This is a genomic window from Streptosporangium sp. NPDC001559, from assembly GCF_042893955.1.
Taxonomy (GTDB): Bacteria; Actinomycetota; Actinomycetes; order Streptosporangiales; family Streptosporangiaceae; genus Streptosporangium.
Genome location: NZ_JBIAVG010000022.1, coordinates 7,598 through 28,137, shown reverse-complemented (window position 1 = coordinate 28,137; position 20,540 = coordinate 7,598). Strand labels below are relative to the sequence as shown.

General features: G+C 63.8%; 8 protein-coding genes. 2 read left to right on the top strand and 6 right to left on the bottom strand.

Annotated elements, in window-relative coordinates:
• Window positions 1-704 precede the first annotated feature (704 nt).
• Entirely contained in the window at window positions 705-896 is a 192-nt protein-coding gene (locus ACFYY8_RS36535) for a hypothetical protein (protein WP_390049121.1), read from the bottom strand.
• 1,028 nt (window positions 897-1,924) lie between these two features.
• Here ACFYY8_RS36535 and ACFYY8_RS36530 point away from each other — a divergent pair.
• Complete coding sequence (locus ACFYY8_RS36530) at window positions 1,925-5,296, top strand: AAA family ATPase (protein WP_390049119.1); 3,372 nt, start codon at window positions 1,925-1,927, stop codon at window positions 5,294-5,296.
• 317 nt (window positions 5,297-5,613) lie between these two features.
• Window positions 5,614-6,714 (top strand): hypothetical protein, encoded by a 1,101-nt coding sequence (locus tag ACFYY8_RS36525; protein ID WP_390049117.1) that lies wholly within the window; start codon window positions 5,614-5,616, stop codon window positions 6,712-6,714.
• A gap of 139 nt (window positions 6,715-6,853) precedes the next feature.
• Here the strand turns inward: ACFYY8_RS36525 and drmC are convergent, their stop codons facing one another.
• From drmC to drmD, 5 genes are read right to left on the bottom strand one after another with little or no spacing between them, the layout of a single operon-like run.
• A complete protein-coding gene (gene drmC, locus ACFYY8_RS36520) occupies window positions 6,854-7,579 on the bottom strand; it encodes a DISARM system phospholipase D-like protein DrmC (RefSeq protein ID WP_390049115.1) in 726 nt (241 codons plus the stop codon).
• Window positions 7,569-9,593, bottom strand: coding sequence for a DrmB family protein (gene drmB / locus ACFYY8_RS36515; protein WP_390049113.1), 2,025 nt, complete (start codon window positions 9,591-9,593; stop codon window positions 7,569-7,571). Before drmB ends, drmC begins: the two co-directional genes overlap by 11 nt.
• Window positions 9,583-13,278, bottom strand: coding sequence for a DISARM system helicase DrmA (gene drmA, locus ACFYY8_RS36510; RefSeq protein ID WP_390049111.1), 3,696 nt, complete (start codon window positions 13,276-13,278; stop codon window positions 9,583-9,585). Before drmA ends, drmB begins: the two co-directional genes overlap by 11 nt.
• On the bottom strand, window positions 13,275-17,324 hold the full coding sequence (locus ACFYY8_RS36505; protein ID WP_390049109.1) for an Eco57I restriction-modification methylase domain-containing protein: 4,050 nt from the start codon (window positions 17,322-17,324) through the stop codon (window positions 13,275-13,277). Before ACFYY8_RS36505 ends, drmA begins: the two co-directional genes overlap by 4 nt.
• Entirely contained in the window at window positions 17,321-20,509 is a 3,189-nt protein-coding gene (gene drmD / locus ACFYY8_RS36500; protein WP_390049107.1) for a DISARM system SNF2-like helicase DrmD, read from the bottom strand. Before drmD ends, ACFYY8_RS36505 begins: the two co-directional genes overlap by 4 nt.
• Between the last annotated feature and the right edge of the window lie 31 nt (window positions 20,510-20,540).

The window sequence follows — 20,540 nt, the reverse complement described above, 5'->3', positions numbered from 1 at the left end:
TCATCCGTAGCTGAGTCGGCCAAGACACGTTCCTGCGGATCTGGCGAGTCTCCGTGAGACGGCTCGAAGTACCGAGGATCGCGCCTCACCGCCTGCCTCTCCACGCGGCTCGCCAGGGGCGTTCCGGTCACGTCCACCGAAGCAGGCAACGGGCTGGGAGTTCTCCACAGGACCACGAGAAATGCCTCACGGGGAGGCTCGCCAAGCGGCGAACCAACGAGACCCCGGACTCCGGAGCGCGGGGCCGTACTGGGAACGATCACCCGACAACCGCCAGACACCGAAACATGATCTCCAAACAAAAGCCCTGATCATCGTCAAGATGATCAGGGCTTCCGCTACACAGGCCAAAGGAAATCGAACCCCTAGCCTTCTGATTCGCAGGGAAGGGCAGCCCCACGTCAGGAGCATCCTGGCCTGGACAGGTGGTAAGTGCGGGCCGGCGACGTGCGATCGCGTGAGGCGGTGTTGCCATATGCGACTGCCGTACCGATTGACGACCCGCTCCACACGGTGCTTACGTGCTGATCCTCGCCCTGGGCCTGAGGCGGGGCGAGATGCTCGGACTGGCCTGGGGTTGTGTCGACCTCGGCGGTGAGCAGCTGTGGATCTCGCGACAGCTCAACCGGGTCCGCGGCCAACTCCTTCACCGGGAGACGCTCCTTCACCGCGAGACGACCAAGACCGACGACTCGACGGTCTCGCTACCCCTCCTCGGCCTGTACGTCACCGCCCTCAAGCACCGCCAGCACGTTCAGGAAGACCCGCCGGGGAGAGGTGGCAGGGCTCTCCGATCTCGTCTTCACCACGCGGAACGGCACGTCGATCGAGCCGCGCAACTTCAACCGGGCCTTCAAGGCCCACTGCCAGCGGGCGTGCCAACGATTCGTGTCCACGGCACCCAGCACACCTGCGCCTCGCTTTTGGCCGCCCTCGACGTCCACCCCCGCGTCGCGATGCGCGTCCTGCGCCACTCATAGATCTCGATGGCCATGGACGTCTACACACAGATCCCGTCACCCGAGACACGCAAGGCTCTCGACCGACTGATAGAGAATCTGACTACGGATCAGACGGCTTAGCTGATTCCCGTTGCTGTACGGACATGACAAAGACCCCCAGGGATGCGCCTGATCCCGAAGGGCCTCTGTCCGCTGCGCGGCCGAGAGGACTCGAACCCCTAACCTTCTGATCCGTAGGGAAAAGCAGACGCCTCACCAGCGCCCTCCTGCCCTGGTCAAGCAGTAGATGCGAGCTGGCGCTGTGTGGTCGTGTAAGGCGGTGTTGCTGTACACGACTGCTGTACACCACTTCCGTGGACACGACCCCCCGGAGGGCCGCTTGCGAGGTCCAAGGGTTCTCGCGATACATCACAACCAACGTGGCAAAGACTCGGGAGCGTCTGATGTTGGCCCATGGAAGTATGTGCATACCATTACCTAGCCTGCGGCGCAGCACATCGTTGCGAAGCTGGATGGTCTGAATTGGAGTGCAGATGTCCATGGCGCCAGGTTCAGTGTTGCTTCCCCCGGCACATCTGTCTGTTCGTGTGCCATGGCATGACACGGATTGGACTGGTCGGGTCTGTGCGGACCCTGCGCTGAACAACTCGTGCACGATGTTGACGAACATCAAGAAACGTAAGCAGGTAGAGCGAGAAGAGGAGATTCGAGGGCAAAGTTGGAGGAATGGGGCACCTGAACCGACTGTACCGCCATGCGTCACGGAGCGCGGCGGGTTCATGCGAAACTCAGAGTTCTCAGTTCTGAGGACCCACCCTTACGCTAAGCAGCGGTCGCACAGTCATTTGGTGGAAACGTCGCTCAGAATGCCTGCATACAGTCTAGAGGCGCTGCCTTTCGGTTGGTTGATGCGTGAAAATGCGACCAAAATGCAGGCGAAATGGGGCATTTCCTATGATGAAATGGCCGAAGAGGACGCGGACAAGCTCATCGGACAGGCCCGCACTTGGGTGCAGGATGGCCGCAATCAGCTCGCGCTGCTTGACTCCTTTTTCTCAGCTCTCCGCCCAGGCAGCTCGTTGGCGCTTATCTACGCGAAGGATATTCCCCTACTGGAACAGCGTGTTCCTGGAAGCCGGATCCTCATTGGCGCAGGTATGGTCACTCATGTCGGCAACCATGTCTCCTGGGAAAAATCTCGGCCCGGACCGCTTGACCCGGTCATGTGGGAGCGGTCGGTCAGCCACTCGATTCGCGCGCCCTCGTTCAGTGATGGATTCCTCCTCCCATACCAGCAGCTCATGGCCAATCCCGACCTTGCTGGGGAGGATCTGACGCCGTTCATCGCTCGCACGGCTCCAGAGCTCTTCAACGAGTTCTCCTACGTGTCGGAGCTTGTGAGTCACGACAGCGCCTTGGCGGCTCTGGTGGAGATCGCAGGGGTCGTAGAACGGCTCACCGGCGTGGCCAACGGACCTTGGGATGTTGTCACCTCATGGATATCCCAGCGCATGGCTGACATCTGGATCCATCGAGGAGCGTATCCAGGACTCGGGTCGGCGTTGCTGGCGGCAGGGATTCCGACGGGGGCTCTGATCGCCCACCGTGTATTCGCCTCCGATCCTAACGCGGAAGCTAATCCGTGGGCTGCGCTGGAGAAAGCTATGTCTGAGGCTACACAGGGCCGGGGAGCGGCTCGGGGGTTGGCGCAGAGGATGGTCCAGAAGATATGGAAGGGTCTGCTGGCTGACCCCGAGCGCTTCGAACTGCTGCGCCTGCTCGCTCGCTTCTCACTCACAGCTGATCAGGCCAAGAGAATCTTTGATCGGGAGGCACGCAAAAAGAGTGGCATAACGGTTACCGACAGGGAGCTACTTGAAAACCCCTATCGTATTTACGAGTTGGACCGTGGCAGTAAGGATTCCATTAGCCTGCGTTCCATCGACCGCGGACTGTTTCCGCGGGACGCGGGAGCGGCTGCGATTCTACTCCGCAGTCCCCTTCCTGACCCGGTCGAGGAGGCCATCGATGACCGGCGGATCAGAGCCGCATGTGTCTCGATTCTGGAGCGTGCGGCTGAGGATGGTCATACCTTGCTTGACGAGCCGGGGTTGCGGGACCGGCTAGGCGCCATGTCTCTAGAACCGGTGTGTGACCCAACCAGTGATGCCTTCCACATTGCGGCTGACGAGTTCGCGCCCGTCCTTCGTTCCACGGCTCTGGCTGACAACAAAGGTCAGGGCTGGCAGCTTGAGCGTCTTGCGGCCGCGAGTGACCTCATCACCAACGAGGTCCTTCACCGCGTTAAGGCCGGCCCAATAGACGTGACGGGTGACTGGCGAGCGTTGATCGACGCTGTGATAAAGGGAGCCGCACGCCCTGATGACGCGGATGAGCATGAGGCTCGTCAGGAGAAGGCCCGTGCGCTTGAGACGCTGATGCGGTCGCGCATAAGCGCTCTGGTCGGGCCAGCGGGCACTGGCAAGACCACCATGCTGCAAGCGCTGTGCTCCCACCCGACGGTCTCTGGACGCGTCCTGTTGCTCGCGCCAACCGGGAAGGCGCGGGTGCAGCTGGGAGAGAAAGCTGGCTCACGTGCCAGGACGCTGGCTCAGTATCTGCGTCCGTTTAACCGATGGAATGCACAGAGCAATACGTACGACATACACCCCAATGACAGGAAGGATAACAACGCCTACACGGCCGTGATCGTGGACGAGGCGTCTATGCTTTCCGAGGAGGCGCTTGCCGCGCTGATCGCCACATTAGGGCATGTGGACCGCCTTGTTCTCTGCGGCGACCACCGGCAGCTTCCGCCAATCGGCGCCGGACGTCCATTCGCTGATCTTGTCCAACATTTTCGGGACTCTGAGGGCGCCGAGAACGGGAACGAAATAGCTCTGTCTGGAGGCGGCTTGGCTGAGCTGACTGTCGCTCGAAGGCAGAAAGACGAGAACACTCCTCATGGGTCGCAGGGGGGTCGGGACGATCTGGCTGTGGCGTCGTGGTTCTCCGTCGATGGCTCACAGGTGGCAGCGGACGAGGCAATGGCTCGTGTGCTGGCTGGAAAAGGCGATGGGACGCTGGAGATCCGGCGGTGGACTACCGAAACGGATCTACACAAATCGATCGTGGACTGCCTTTTGGGGATGCCTGAGCTGAGCCTGGAGGACAAGAACGCTTATGCACTCTGTCGGTCGTTTGGCGCAGTGATCGAAGGAAAGTTTCCTCACTTCCCTGATGGTGGACGAGGCGCGGAGAACTGGCAGTTACTCTCGCCTATCCGTGCGCAGCAAGGGGGAACCGTCGGTCTCAACCGGCTCATTAGGCAGGTCTGGCGCGAAGGAGGCCAACGCCGTGCCCGAAGCAACAACAACTTGCCGAAGCCCATGGGAGCGGACCAGATACTCCTCTTTGACAAAGTGATGATCGGTTACAACTGGACCCACGATGATGTTGCGCGCACCGGTGTCCGGGAACGCATCAAAGGGGACCTTGCCAACGGCGAGATTGGTATCGTTGTAAACTCGGCAGGACGAGTAGGCCAGAAGCCCACAGGTATCAAGGTGGAACTGGCGACGCAGGAAGATCTTGTTTTCACCTTCTGGGAGGGCTCGCTCAACGGTGAGGACAAGGACCAAGGGCGGGAGATTCTGGAACTCGCGTACGCGATCACAGTTCACAAGTCGCAAGGGTCCCAGTTCAAGACTACCTTTGTTATCATCCCCAACCCCTGCCCCCTGTTGTCACCTGAGCTTCTCTACACAGCTTTGACCCGTCACCGCGGGCGTTGCGTCCTGTTCATTCAGGGCGATCCGGCCGAACTGCGGAGAGTTGCCGGGCCACTGCAGTCAGACACAGCGCGGAGACTGACCCGCCTGTTCCACGCACCCGATCCGTTCAGGGCGCCCAACGGGCGGACCTTGGACGGAGCGCATATCCACCTGACCGTCAGGGGGGAACTGGTCACTTCCAAGTCGGAGGTGATCGTCGCGAACATCCTTGCAAACCTAGACGTACCCTACGTTTACGAACAACCCCTGATCATGGCAGACGCTTCACGAAGGCTTCCCGATTTCACCGTTTCTAGAGCAGGACGCCCGCCCATCTATTGGGAGCATCTCGGCATGCTGGATAAGAGCAGCTATCGGGCTAACTGGGAGGCCAAGCGTCGGTGGTACGCCGACCACGGGATCAAACCGTGGACCGATGGAGGTGGTCCAGAGGGAACCCTCGTGTGGTCCACCGAGGGCGTTGGTCTTGAAGGGATCAACGCCCAGGAGATAGAGGCTCTAGCGCGACAGGTTTTTGAGATCCCACCGTCGATTGACTGATTGGCTTCCTGTAGGGATGCAGGAGTTATCAGTTCCGGCGTAGCTCATGACGAGCAGGCTCTTGCCAACTGGATAGCTTGGAGACAGGAGAACCGCGCGTGGTTGCGATCATCTATTGCACCGCCGATGAGCAAAACCGCCTCCGTGAGCGCGAGCCGTACCCTGACCGTCTGGCGGAGAGATGGACCTCGCCTCAGCCAGCCACAAAGTGGCGCACAGGAAAACGTCTGACGTTACTGGTGACTCAGTCATCTAATGGAGCACCCAGGATAACTCACATTGGCCGGTCAGCTCTCGGACGATGGAAGGGCACCCTGGTGCGAGAAGTCGAGATAACGAGCGTTCGACTCCTCAGCGAGCCGCTACCCATGTCGCAGCTCCATGACAATGTGCCGCCCTTCGTACAGCGGTACCTGAATAGTGCCGTTTGTCTCCCCGATAAGGCCGGGCAGACGCTTTTGAGCGTGCTTTTCCTTCTCCGCCCGGCACTCAAGGACATCGTTACCGAGCTTGAGGAGCCTGATAAGCCTGTTCAAGTCAGAGGGCCCGTCGGTCGCGCGATCGTTCAGGTGCGTGATGCTGTAGGTAACGCACTCCAGATGGCAGGCTTCGGGAAGGAACCACTAGGCGAGTGGTCCCCGCCAGCGGATCTAGAGGCGAGCCCCGAGGGATTCCTTAGCCAACTCCCCGAAGGAACGGCTCGAGAAGACCCATTGATCATTCGCGATGCCGAGCGGTTCGTGGGATGGCTTAGGGAAGAATCCCCTGACGTGGACTGGAGGGCATTTCGCAGAGGCGGGCAACGTCTCATTATCGGTAACTGCAATCGTCAACCAGACGAAACGGCCATGGGGGTCGACCTCATTTACTTTCATGAGACGAGACGAAGTTTCGTTCTAGTTCAATACAAGCGACTGGAAAGAGCTGATGGCGATTGGTCGTATTATCCCTCTCGCGACCGAAACCTGGATAGAGAACTAGATCGTATGCGGGTCGTTGACACCACGTGTGCAAACGTAAGAGAGGAGGACGACTACCGCCTGAATAGCGGCCCATGCTGGATCAAGCTCTGCCGCAGCGAGACGACCATACCGCGCACCGACGAGCTGGTTCAGGGAATGTACTTGACTAGGGCCTACTTCGAGCGACTCCGGAAGTCCTCTGGGGTCCTCGACGGGAGTCGTAAGGGTATTCGATTCGGCTACAAGACAGTCCCGCGATATCTTGACAATACGACCTTCGGTCAACTCGTGGCTGACGGATGGATTGGCAGTAGTGGAACAGGCAGCGACCTAATCGAGAGGCAGATTAAAGCCAGTCGAGAGGGTAAACGTGAGATTGTGTTCGCCGTCGTTACAGGTGAGGATAAAAAGAGAGCTGAGCGAACACAGGAACGCCGTCAAGGGATGTTGTTGTAGGCGAACCTTCCCATAATGGCAAGGGCGGTCCTTAACGTGCCCCTCAGACTGAGGCCTTAGCTCCGGTCTTCACAAATGCAACGTGTCTCATATGACATCGGTGAGCAACCCACCCTAACTTGACTGCCCGATGCGGGAATTAGGGTAAGGGAATCCGTTCGAAGACAAACTCCTCCGCTCGGAGCAGTTCGCGTTCCACGGTTTCGGCGAGGTTTCGGTTGTCGATGAGAACGCCGAACTCAACGTTGGAGTATTCCGCGCTCCACGAGAAGTTGGCGCTGGTCGTGAGCAAGAACCGATGGTCGACGATGATGAACTTGGCGTGGTTGCGTACGTAGCTGCCGTCGAACTCCTTGGTGCTGAACACGAGCCCAGGCCGCAGATGAGCAGCAACCTGGGCTGTCGTCGGCCCCCGGCGGGGCCTCTGATCGGCTGCCTGGGTATCGAGATAAACTCGCAGGCTGATCTCGGGCCGCTGAGCCGCCCGGTGGAGTGCTTCCCACAGTCCGGAGGAGCGCTGGAAATTGAAGGTCGAACAGGTGACGGACTGTCGGGCGCCATCCACCAAGTGGGTGGCCGAGCTGGTGAGCGGTCCCGACTGGGCCAAGTGACCCGGCATCGTCCACACCGGGGCGACGCTGGTGGCCGCTGACCGGGCGCCCTCGATGGCCCGTAGCGCAGCTAACGCCGAATCCGGGCCGATCCGCTGCAGGAGGGCCCGGATCTCAGCGCGGTGGGCCGGGGGGAGCGCACGGAGCGCGGCGGTCATGGTATCGCCATCGTTCAGCCGGTCGGCGATGCCTTTGGCCTCGGTGGCGGTGAGCTTCTGTCCCAAGTTCCGCGCCGCGCCACTGTCAGTCCCCACGGCCGAAGAATCCAAGGTCGCTTCCCCGCAAGTTCACGAGGAACCTACGGTCGAGGAAGCGGTTGGCCCGTTCGCAGGAGGTCTCCGATGCCATCACGCAGCAGTGGCAGGCGGCTCCGTGCAGGAAGTCTTCTGGGTCCTGGGGAGTGCGCGTGGCGCAGATTGGGTCGGAGGAGCACCGGGTGGCCCGGAACAGTGCGTCGCGGACGACGCGAGCGAGCCGGGCCGGTTCGCTCAACTGGACCAGGCCGCCGAGGGTTCCATCGCTGTCGGACGCCGTTGTGCAGATCAGCAAGCCAGCGGCAGCGGCGCGACCTTCGGCTTCCGGCCAGGCGTATAGCCGCTCGCTGAGGCTGGCGGCCGAGTAGCCGCAGGTAAGGGCCAGCTCGCGGATGAGGACATGGGCCAGGGTATGGACCAGCCAGTATCGCGGCGGTTTCAACCGGGTGTCTGGATCGACGTCCTCCGCAGTTTCGGAGAAACGGCGGTAGAAGTTCCGGCGATGGGCTTCCTGGTGCGCTGCCCACTCGGCGGTCTCATAGATCTGCTTCTCCCAGTTGGCGACGGCGGCCTCGTCAAGCTGGAGGAAGATGCCTTCACCGCGGTCTTCGGTGGCGACGGTCCATTCCGGGCGGGGTGCGCGGGTGAGTGGGACAAGCCTACGGGGCAAGTCCCCAACGCGATCCATGGCGTCGATCCGGGTGAAGCCAACGAGGGCGTTAACCTTACGGAGTCGTTCGACGGCGAGGACGCGGGTGATCTCAAGCCGCAGCTCGGGGTCGAGGTCTCGTCTGGAGAGCGCCAGGCCGCTGACGGGGTCCTCATGGCCCGCCCCAAGCGGGTCCTTCTGGAGGTAGCGCCATTCAGGGACGAGCAAGTCCACCGGGTCCCAGGTCCGGAGCCGCTCTTCCTGCTGCTCGGCAGTGGCGGGCGGTTCCGCGGCTAGAGCGAGGACCTGCGCGAGCGTGTCATCGTTGAGATCGGTGACGTTGACCTTTCCGTCGAGCAGATCGCGGAGAATATCAAGGTTGTCGCGATATTTTAGGAGCTTGTCGCCGAGAGCGATACGGATCCTGTCGGCGAGATCGCCTTCCTGCTCTTCCTGGGATTCCGGCATGACGATGATCGACTGTGTGGCGGGAAACCACAAGTTGGAGGCACCGACGAGAAGCAAGCGTGCCTCATTGCGGCAGCCGCCCGGCTGGAAAGCATCGAGATGCGCGTGGCGTCCGCGGCACCTCGGCAGGTTCAACGCCCCCTGTTCGCCTTGAGCCTGGTTCATGGGACGGCTCAGCTCACAGGAGGCACACCGGATGGTCGCGGTGGCACCCCGTCCTGCCGTCCGATCGATCATCTTCAGCGCGGGGAACTCCGCCTCGGCGCACGGTTTGCCGCGATGTACCCACAGGTCATAGGGGAATTCATCCAGGTGCCCGTCCACGCAGGCGAGCAGATAACGGGCCGGTACAGCCGGCCGCCGCATCGCCTGGCGGCTCTTGTCACCCTTGCGACCGGTGCACTTGGCGTGTTCGAAGCAGGCCAGGTCGGTCCGGTAGGGGTGGGTGTTGGTGTAGGCAAAAGAGGACAGCGGTGCGAGCATGTCACAGCCGGTGCACCGCAGCCACTGCGGGAAGACGCGGGCTGGCACGCCGAGGTCGTTGCCCTCGTTGGACATGCTGAGCTTCTTGGGCTGCCATGGGAAAGGCCGGAGTTGCACATTGGGAGAACGCAGCAGCATGCGCACCACCTCGCGCAGCCGCGGGGCGCGGATCTCCGGGATTCCGTCCCGCCGTCTCCAGATCCGATCCCAGTCGTCCAACCCGGTAGGCATAATCGTGAACTGCGGCAAGTCCATGATCGAGCCTGGCCCATAGGTGTAGATCAGCGAGGAGGGTCGCCCTGAACCGACCTTGGCCCGGTTGTGCTTGACCCCCTTCTCTTTCTCCCGCTCGGCGTCGCCGAGCGGATCGACCGCAGAGGCAGCGTCGTAGATGAAGGAGGTGTTAGTCGTCATCGCTGCCTCCGGGCATGTCCCATTGCGGCGCGTCTAGCGGCGGAATGTAGAATAGGTTCTCCTTAATCGGGCTGACGAGCAGGTTGATCTCCGGCTGAACCTCGCGCATCGAGTTGGCCACCACGAAGGGCGCAGCGTCCCGGCTATCGGCGACCGACTGGGTGTTCTCCGCGCTGATCATCAGTGGCCCGTGCCGGGCGTCGTCGAAGACCCGCTCATAGACCAGCGTTTTGCGCAGGTCAGCCAGATACTTCCGGCGATCGATCCACTGGGAGAGACGGTTGCCCAGCCGATTCCTGGCCAGCTCCGCCCGGTCCTCGCCACCTGCCAGCTGAATCCGGGAGATCAAAGTGTCGATCACGTTGTCCACGAAATCCCGGTGGCTCTCAATGCGGCCCGCGCCGTCCTCGGGGGACAGCCCGGACGGCTGCGGCGCCTGGAGGACGCGTGCCGCGCTCACCAGTACGCCGTCCAGTCCACGCTCCATCGAGGTGATCGAGAACGGCGTGACCGACAGAGCCTCGACCTGCGCGTAGAAGGTCTCGTGATAGTGGCGGAACTGCTCGTAGTGCGCCAGGTCGCGGGGACGAGCCCAGTTGCCCAGGGTGACCACCAGCCCCGGACGCTTCGGGTCCCGGCCGACACGTGAAGACGCCTGGATGTACTCGGCGGTATTCTTCGGCTGGCCGACCACCATCATCAACCCCAGCCGGGTCACGTCCACCCCGACCTGGAGCATCGAGGTCGCCAGCACCGCGTCGAAGGGCGCGAGCTCCCGTTTCGGGGTCAGCTTGCCCGCTTCCCGGAGCTGCCGCAGTTCACGTTTTCCGGCGGTTGAATCAAAGACCGGGTTGAAGGTCAGCGCCATCTGGTCCAGGGTCGAGGTAATGTTCGAGCTGGCCACCCGGGCGGTTAGCTCGGCGATATGCAGGGCCCCGAAGTTCGTCCCAGTACGGCGTGGCAACAGCGACCACGGTCGCCCCTTGGCCAGCGCGGTCTGTACGTCGTCGCCCATGTAGCGGGCCATGCCGGCCAGTTCTCGGGTGGCGCTGAAGTATCCGACCAGCGTCATGTACGGGTCGGCCGCCTCACCGGACCGGTCCAGAAGCAGCTGTCCGGCGGCCATCAGCACTTCGGCCACCCGGATTTCCGCCGTGGTCAGCCGGATCCCGGTGGTGCTCAACCCCAGGTAGCGGCGGCCAGGGTGCTTCTCGGAGATCTCCGCTTCCTTGGAGAAAAATGTGTCACCTGCGTTTAGTACCTGCGGCGGAAAGATCGTGACATCCCGCCCATACAGGGCACGGACCTGATCCGGAGCGTTCCGGGCAGTAGCGGTCGAGGCCACGACTAGCGGTCGCACGGCCCGTCCATCCGGAGTCCGCCAGCTCATCAGAACATCGATGGCCGCCTCGAACAGGCCCACCGTTGTGCCGAGCGCCCCGGTGATGAGGTGGAGCTCATCCTGAATGATCAGATCCGGTGGTCGCAGCCGGGGCGCCGGCCGGACTGCGGCGGCCGGGAGCCCGTCCTTCTTCGGGTGCTTGCTGCCGTCCTTGACGTCGCAGTGCGGGTAGTCGGGGTGGACGAAACCGTGCCGGTCGCAGCGGCGCGAAACATAGCCAAAGAGCGATGCGGCCTCGCCCTCGCGGGCCAGCCGTGCGAACTTGTCGACTGTGGCGATCACGAAGGCCGGGGCGAGCCGGTAAATCTCCTCATCAACAGTGAGCACCGGCAGCCCGTCGCCCGTCTCGCCACCCTCGGTGAACGGGCAACCGGACAGGTCGTCCCCGCAGTACACGTAGACACGCCGGGTGACCGCGTTGGCCCGCACGTTCCGTGCGCTGATCTTGCTGCCGCACCAGGGACAGCGCTGGATCTGCAGCACGGTGAGCCGGTAGCCGTGGCCCTCGTTGGCCTTCTTCAGCTGGTATTCGGCCTCGTCGAAGCGCTTGGGACTGACGTCGGTCCCCACCCACAGGCCGATCCGAAACGGCTCGTGGCCCCAGGTGGCGGGGTCTTTGGCGCGGGCCATCTCTGCCGCGCACATCAGCGCGGTCGCCCGCTGGAACTGCTGGGCGGTCAGCAGCCGGAGCGTGTACCGCATGAGCACCGCGATCCCTGCACTCCCGTCCAGCTGCCCATCTGGGGTGACGAGCAGTCCCTGCCGCCTGCGCACCGCGAATGTGTAAGCGGCTAGGCCCAGGTATGCCTCGGTCTTGCCACCACCGGTCGGGAAGAACAGCAGTTGCGCCTTGGCCAGGTCACCCGAACGCCGCTCTGCCGCCGGGTCGGTCAGCAGAGGGAGCTGCATGAGGATGAAAGCGAGCTGGAAGGTGCGCCAGTGTGCGTACTTCTCTCGGGCTCGTACATCTTCACGGGCGCTCTCAATGCTGAGCTTCGGGTTCGCCGCACGCTCCGCGGCCACCTGGGACTGGATGCGCTGATCGGCCATGACCTGGTTCATAAACCGGAAGCAGCGCAACGCCTCAGCGTCGGAGAGCAGGTGCTCAAGACCATCGTCGAGCTGGCGTTGAACCTTCCGCGCTTCGCTGACCGCATCCAGCGCCTCATCGCGCAGGTGCTCCGGGAGATCGGTTTCGGTACGGCGCTGCTCCCGATCCAGCCAATCGGCGTAGTCCCGGACGATGGGTTCGAGCCCGGCACGCAGCTTGTCGACGCCGGCGATGGCCAGGTCCTCCATGCTTAGCAGGGCGTCGCCGACCTCCTCAGCGGTGACCTGCGGGGTCTCGCAGGTAGGGAGCCAGGTCGTCCAGACTTTGCTGGCCCGTCTGGCCTTCTTCGCGACCTTCCAGTCGACCGAGCAGGTACGGCCCACGGCGAATTCGAGCCGGTTGCGGTATTGCAGATTGAGCCGCCGGAGCTCGTCGTCCGGCTCGGGCCTGATGTCGGTAAGCACGTCGCGGACCGGCAGGAAGACCTCGGCGCCGTCTGCGTGGACGGAGATCTGGGTCTGGTAGAGCCAGGCGTTCACCGGAATCTTGCGCGGCGTCACCTTGTCGTTGCAGAGGGCGATCTCGATAAGGCGGCGGCCTTCCTCGTGATCGTCATACCGGTCGATCCTAAGGACCACTTTGTCCTTGAGGACGATCGTCGTGGTCTGCTTCGGATCGAGATCATCGACCTTGATGACGTTCGTGATCTCGATAGGGGTCCGCTTGAAGCGGCGGAGGTTGCTCTTGTCGTCTTCCGCGTTCTTGATCGGCTCGTAGACGCCCCACGACGTGGTGACCGTGAACGCCTCCAGGTCGAAAGGGATCTGGCAACGCAGCCCCATCGACGCCGGGATCATTAGCCCGCGCTGCTGCGGCTGGTCGTCGACGTCGTCCTCTTCAGAGCCCGCGCTGCTGTTGTCCACCGCGGTCACCGGCACGCCCCGGCTCTCCTCGGCGTCCAGCGCGTTTCCCACATCAGTCCCGGCCTCGCCAGAGTCAGCGTCCTGAGGGTCGTCGACGCCGTTCAGCAGTTTGACCGGCGCGATCCGGCCGATCAGATAGGCCGAGTCCGGGACACCGTCCAAGATCTCCTCGGGCCCACCCGCCGGGCCGAGGACCTCCCGCTCCAGGATGTCGACCAGGTTCTCCCGCACCGTCCACGACCGGCCGTCCGGCTCATATGCCAGCTGGTAGGTCTTCGGCTCGGCATGCGGAAGCTGGGGTGTGCTCATGCGTGGTCATCCCCCTCGTCATCCTCGGCCGGAGGGGGAGCCTCACCCTGGAGCGCGGCCCGACGGAGATTCTCCTCCAGCAGCCTATCGAGGATCTCCACCCGAGCGGTGGGGCTGACCGTCCACCGCGTCATCTGCCGGTAGGTGTGGAACCCATGGTCCAGCGGCAGATCACCCCAGCCGTAGGCGTCCATCACGGCCTGATCGAGCTCGTTGTGGAGTTCCCGTATCCAGGCCACATCCCGATCGGCGGTGTTGGAGATGTCCGGATCGTTGACCAGGTTATATAGCTTGGTCAGCCCGAGCTCCCGGCGCAGCATGATCTCCCGCCGCTCAGCGTCCAGGACGCGGCCGATCTCGGCAAGACGATCGTTAGGCTCTGGGCGCGGGAACGTTTCGAAAACGTCCGTTGGCGTGTATACGGGGTCACCAGTTCTTGTTGAGCCCCAGCAGGTCGCCCAGATCCTGTGAATTGACGAGCTGATTAGGCCGAGAAGATCGTAACTCTCGCTGGCAAATACGACAAGTTTCTGATCGAATACGCGGCCATTATCGACGATGTACGGTATTTGGGTCGAACTCGTCTGGGTGATGATAACGACCTTGTCCAGTCCTGCGATGGCCTTGCGCATGGCAGGACTTCTCCTCCAGAAGAGCCACCATGGGGCTTCTCGAACTGCCTTGTCCTTGTTGCGCATGCGTTCCGGCTTAACAAGCTCCGCAACACGCCGGTAAGGCAGGTGATACCGCTGAGCTTCTGGCTCGGAGCGTTCGTTGAAGTCGATGACCCAGCGCGAGCCGGATACGTCCGGGCGAGAGTTGAGATCCTTGCCGTGGATGTAGGGGAAGAGAACCTCGACGTTGTTGGGATCGGCTTCGATCCAGGTTGCAGCCTCAGACGGGTCCAACACGAAGCCCATCCCCCGGACGACACAGCCCTTGAAGGCGACCCCTGTGTTCTCTACGAGCCGCACGGGGGTGTCCTCGACGCGACCGGCGGGTTCTAGCAAGGTCGAGATCCTCTTCACCACGATGTCGTCGGCTATCCGGGGCAACGAATCAGGGATCTGCCGCCGGGTGCCCCAGACGGCGGCGTACTCCAAATTCGCACTTGTGGATGGCCAAGATTGGCTCTGAATCGACCTAGAGATGGTGAATCCGGCGGCGACGATCCGGTCCAGTCCGACCTCGCGAGTGTCGCCTTGGGCAACGGTATTGGTGGCGACGAGGCCGAGGTTTCCGTGCGGAGTGAGCAGGGACATGGCCCGGAGCAGGAAATAGCTGACCAGGTCGGCACTGCCCTTGGTGCCGTTCGCGAGGGTGTTAACGAACCAGTCGCGGATGTTGGTGCCCATCGCACCGGTGAGCTTCTGCCCTCCGAGGAAGGGTGGGTTGCCGATGATGGCGTCGAAGCCGCTGCGTTCCATGACGTCCGGGACGGTGAGGAGCCAGTGGAGGGGCTTCCAGCGCTCATAGTCCGTCTGAACGGTGGGGGTGAGCCCGATTTGGATGACGGTGTCGAGCATGGTGCGGTCCGGCTCCTCACTGGTTGCCGAGAAGAGCGCGCCGGAGGCACCCAGGTGGCCGGGGTAGGCCCGCTCGACCGCGATGCGCAGGTTCTCATACGCCGCGCGGAGCTGCTTGCCAGGCTTGCCGCCCCAGCGCAGCCCTGCGGCGATCACGCCATCGGCGATGTCAGTGAGGTCGGCGACCAGCTTCTGATAGTCGTTCCACTGCCGCCGCTTGGTGGCCGCGGAGCGCTGCGGGTCGGCATCGTTGACCTCGGTGGCGAGCTGCCGCCGGAGCCGGGTGGCCTTAGCGAGCACGTCGTCGATGTTAATGCCGAGCACTGACATCTGTTTGTTGGCGGCGTCCGGGTCGATGTGCAGGAGCTTGAGCTGACGGACGTCGGTCAAGCCCAGCAGCGAGTTGCCGTGCAGGACCTTGTCATCGACAAAGGAGAACGGCAGCTTCGGGTCGAGCGAGACAAGCCAGAGCGAGAGCTTGCACATCTCCACGGCCATCGCGTTAATGTCCGCGCCGTACAGGCAGGTCGCAACGACCGTGCGGATCGCGTGAGTCTGCAACTCGTGCGGCGAGCCGTATGCGACGTCCTCCCGCTGCCAGGCCTCGATCAAGTGCTTGGCCAGATAACGCGCGGCGGCCACGAGGAACGCGCCGGAGCCACAGGCGATGTCGGCGACCTTGAGGTCGAGAATCCGGTCGGAGGAGACCGGACGCCACTGGTCCTGGTCGGCGGTCTGGTGCGGTCCCGGCTCAAAGACCAGCGGCTCCAGGGCGTACTTCACCACGTCCTCGGCAAGGGCGCGCGGGGTGTAGTGCGCGCCCGCCGAGGCTCGTGAGGGGGTCTCGATGACGAGCATGCCGCCTGGCTGGACGACGAACGGCCGGTTGCGCAGGTCGCGGCGGATGAGGCCGATGAATGGGCGGAGCCGTTCGCGCAGGCCTTCATCCTTGGTGAGGTCGCGCAGCGCGTTCTCGGCGTCCTCGACCTGGTCGCCGGTACGGATCGCCTTGGCCAGAGCGGCCTTGGTGGGTGGCTTGGCGGCGGGCTGGTTCTCCTTGACCCAAGCCAGGAGAGCGTCGGCCAGGGCGGTGTCGGTCGTCTTGACCGCGGCGAGCGACTCCAGGACGGCCAGCGGGATCTCTGGCTCCTCACCCGGGCTGCCGATCAAGCCGACCGTAGTCTCGGCTGCTTCTCTGCAGGAATAGCCGAGCAAGCCCTCGTAGATGTAGCCGATCTGCTCGACGTCGATGTCTCGGAACGAGATTCGCCGCGCTGGCCGGCCCTTGATGTGCGCAATCTGGACGGCGCGCAGCACCTCCAGCATGACTCGGTCGCTGACCGTGATCGCGAGGGGTCCCTGGTCGGTGCGCTTGGTGAGGAAGGAATAGCGCTTGGGGTCGAAGAGCGAGCCACCGTAGGCAGGCAGGCGGAGGTCTTCGAAGGACGCGCCCCGGTAGAGCGCCTGCCCGGTGGCCAGCAGCCGATGCCACGCCAAGTGAGTGGCGTCGAGAGGCTCGGTGCCTTCGTCGCGGGCCCGTGCATCGAGGATGTTCAGTTCGTCGCTGATGCCGTAGCCCATTGTGAAAAGGCGGCTCTGTGGGAGCAAGCCGCGCTCCTCAGCGAAGAGGAGGAAGACGACCCGCATCATGACGGTGACGGCCGCCTCGTAGACGTCGGCGCGCTTGGCGGGCAGTGGATCGGGGACGCCGCGACGCTTGGCGTCAAGCGCTGCCTCGGACATCGCTTGCACGAGGAGCTCGACGGCTCGCCGTACCTGCGTGCCCAGCGCCTCCGTGATCTCCTCGGCTGCGGCGACGGACTCGCCGAACAGTTCGCTCAGCCGGTCCTCCGGCTTGCCCGCAAGCAGACGGCGGCGCTGCAGAAGTTCGATGAAGGCGTTGCGAACCTCGGGCTGACTGACCCAGTCGTGGGCGTCGACGATGCCGGAGGTGAGCATGGTCTTCTCGCGGGCGCTGGCGATCGCCCACCAGCGGCCGTCGGTCACAACGCCGATCGGCACGCCTGCCGTACGGAGCAGCTCCTCCATTCGGTCGAGAGGGCTGGTCGCCCAGCCGTCGCCCATGGGGTCGCGGAGGAAGTCGACTGGGTCGACGACCAGGACGAGCACCCCGGTCACCTCTCCGTGGACGAGTGCTCCGGCAGCCCGGATGATGATCGTGTGGTCAGGGGAGCGGACCTCAGGCCCGGCCGGTCCGGCGAGGTAGGTGTCACCCCAGCCCAGCACGTCACGCAGGACGGTCTCCACCCAGGAGTCCCGCTCCCTTCGATACAGCTCGAGCGCGGCGTTGTCTCGGTGGCGGTCCCAGTTCTCCCATGCTTTCTCGAAGGCGGGCTTGGCGTCCTTGAGAGCGGCCAGGGCGTCCGGGCTCGGCTGCGGGATGCCCTGCGGCCAGACTCGCTTGAGCGGCGGCACCGCCAGGAACGGGCCGTCGGTGTCGACCAGCTCCAGCCAGGACCGGTGCAGATCAGCAGTGGTGGGGACGTGCTTGCGCCTCATGCGTGGATCCTTCCGGCCTCGGCGTCCTGCGGGGTGAGGGCGAACACGATCGCGGCGGCCGATACGTGCGGCTTGATGTCGGCATAGCGCTCCTCGATCGAGGTGATCTCGCGCCGCTCCTCATCATCCAGTCCGGCCAGCCGGTCCTCCATGGCCCGCAGGTCGATGCGGCGCTGGCGCTGCTGGTCGTCGGTGAAGAGCTGGTCCTCATCCTGGCGGCGGATCTCGGCTGCGAGCCGATCCTGGGATTCCTGCAGGTTGACGCGGAAGGCGGCGAAGATCTCGCGGACCCGGGAGACGTCGGCGTCACGGCGGGACTTGAGCGCCTCGGTGACCTTCACCTGCCGGGACTCGGCCTTGCGTTCCATCGCCCGCAGCAGCCGGGAGCGCAGGTGGCCTTCGTCGGCGTTCCAGATTTCCGTGAGAATGGCACGGACCGGCTCGTCAGCGAGTGTGAGGTTCTCGGCATCCAACGCCCCGTCGAGGACGTTCTCAACCTTCTCCTCAGACAGAGCCTGGCCGCGGACCCGGATACCAGTGAGGAAGACTTCCTCGTGCAGGCGTAGCCCGCCGCGGCCGACCAGGACAAGCCGGGAGACCGCAGCCACGCAGGACTGCTCCAGGTCCTCCACAATGACCGCGGTCACGCGGTGGACGGGCGAGTCGACGCTGAACAGAGTGCTGCGCAGGACCCGAGCAGACCGCTGCATGAGGGCGTGGCCAAGGTGAATGTGGACGAGATCGGAACGGTCCTTCGCGGCCTGGTCGTCAAAGGTGATCGGGCGGAGCTCGCCCGGCTTCAGCCGGGTGTCCAGACCACGGAGCGCGGGCTGCCAAGCCCGACCAAGTGTGGGGACGTGGAAGACCTGCGCGTCGGTATCAACGTCGCCGATTTCCTTCAGGGGTGGCTGCGCGGTGATCGCGAAAGCGGCGTCGACGACCCGGCGGGCATTGGCCGCGGTTAGGTGCATCTCGGCCTTGCGCTCCTCGTAGGTGCTGGACAGCTGGGTGAGCTGCCGGTTCAGCTCCATGCCGCCGGCCAGGGCCCGGTTGATGATGGCGTTACCGTCATCCGGGGCGACTTGCCGCTTCTTCCGCGAGGCGCCGGTCGGGCTGAAATGGTTCTGGATCTCGGCGTCGATGACCTGATTGACCGAGCCGAGGTCATGGGCGACGTTGCCAATCTTCTCCGCGATCCGCCGCATGAAGTCCATGTCCGCGGCATAGGTGGTGGAGTCCGCTGTCGAGGCGAATTGGTAGATCTCGGGTGCGTGGTGCTGGCCGTACCGGTCGATCCGGCCGATCCGCTGCTCCAGCCGGGAGGGGTTGAACGGGATGTCGAAGTTGACCAGCCGGTGGCAGTGGTCCTGCAGGTCGATGCCCTCGCCCGCGGAGTCGGTGGCGAGCAGGACCCGGACCTTGTGCTCTGGAGTCGGGGGCGCGGTGAAGCGGGCGCGGATCAGCTCCCGCTCCTCAGCGGGCGTGGACCCCTGGATGATCTCCAGGACGTCCTTGTAGCCGCGCTGAGTGAGGACCCGCGCGATCCACTCCAGGGTGGCCGCGTACTCAGTAAAGACCACCACCCGCTCGTTGCCCCACGTGCCAGCGGGACGGCAGACACCGTCCAGGAAAGTGAGCAGGGCTTCGAGTCGGGAGTCGGGCCGGTGCTCATAACGCTGACCCCACTCGATCAGGCTCTCGATCTCTCCGGCGCTCGCCGCGATCAGCGGGTCGGAGCCCTTGCTCCGGCGGAGCGTGGTGAACTCTGGCTGCTCGATCCGGCCCTCTTCCTCGTCGGACTGCCCGCTGCCCAGCACTTCCTGGTAGTAGGAGTCGTCGTCCTCGTCCAGGTTGAGCGGGCGGCCGGTGGCGCCGGAGCTCTCGTACTGCTCCAGAGTTAGGGCGAATGACCAGGGGCTGGAGATAAAACGCTTCTTCAGCAGCATGGCGACGATGTCGCCGGAGCGGCCCTTACCGTTGGCTCGGGCGCTCTTGGTGAGGATGTCGTCCAGCAGCGCGAAGTGTCGCTGCTCCTCTTCGCCCGGGGTGAAGGGGATCTTCTTGAGCTGGCGGTGTTTGAAGTCCTTGTCCTTCAGATCGGTCTTGAGTCGGCGGACGGTGACCTCACGCAGTGCCCGTTCGTCCAGATTCGCGCCGCGGGTAAACCGGCGGCCGTCGATCATCTCCAGGAGGGCTGTGAAGGACTCAGGGTAGCCGTTGTGCGGGGTGGCGGAGAGGAAGAGGCGGTGCTCGCATTTTTCGGCCAGGGCCTTGGTGGCCAGAGTCCGCTGACTGTCCACCGCGTACCCCCGGCCGCCGGTCACTGCGGTGGGACCGGCTGGGGCGACATGGTGGGCTTCGTCGACGATGAGAACGTCGAAGGCAAACCGCCGTGTCGTACCCGTGTCCCGCACATCGGCGAACAGGTCACGCAGGAGTCGTTGCGCGCGCAGGGACGGGAGCCAAGCCATGCTGACGATGACGCGGGGGAAGAGCCGGAACGGGTTGGCGTGCAGGCCGTGGGTACGTTTGACGTGGGCCATCAGGTCGCTGTTGACGATGACGAAGTCCAGGCCGAACTTCTCCCGCATCTCGTCTTGCCACTTCAGGGCCAGACTCGGCGGGCAGACGATGATGACCGAGCGGGCCCGATGGCGCAGCAGCAGCTCCTGGACCACCAGGCCGGCCTCGATCGTTTTGCCGAGGCCGACGTCGTCGGCGAGGAGTAGGTTGGTGCGGGCCGACTGCAGGGCACGGCGGAGCGGTTCGAGCTGGTAGGCCTCGACGTTGGCGCCGCTGCGGAAGGGCGCCTGGTAGGAGTTGGCGTCGGCCGAGGTGACCGCGCCCCACCGGACCGCGTCCACGAATGCGGCCAGGGTGTTGGGGTCGTCGAAGGCATCCAGGCTGATCTTCTCAGGGAGACCCTGGTCAGGGGCGACCGTGTGGCCGACCTCCAGCTCCCAGACGACCGCGAGTTCTTCGCCGAGTCGGTCCTCTTCCAGCGATTGGAGGCTCACGACATGGGTGAGGCCTGCCGTACCCTCATCAGCGGGGCTGCGGGGCAGTCCCTGTTGCTGGACGGAGGTCACTGCCCACATCGACCCGCGCACGTTGACCACCTGGCCGGCGACAGGCAGCGGCGGCATCCGGTCGAGTGATCCCCGAACGCCAGTGTCGACCGCCATGTCCGTCTCCTTGTCCCCGTGGGCCACTCGC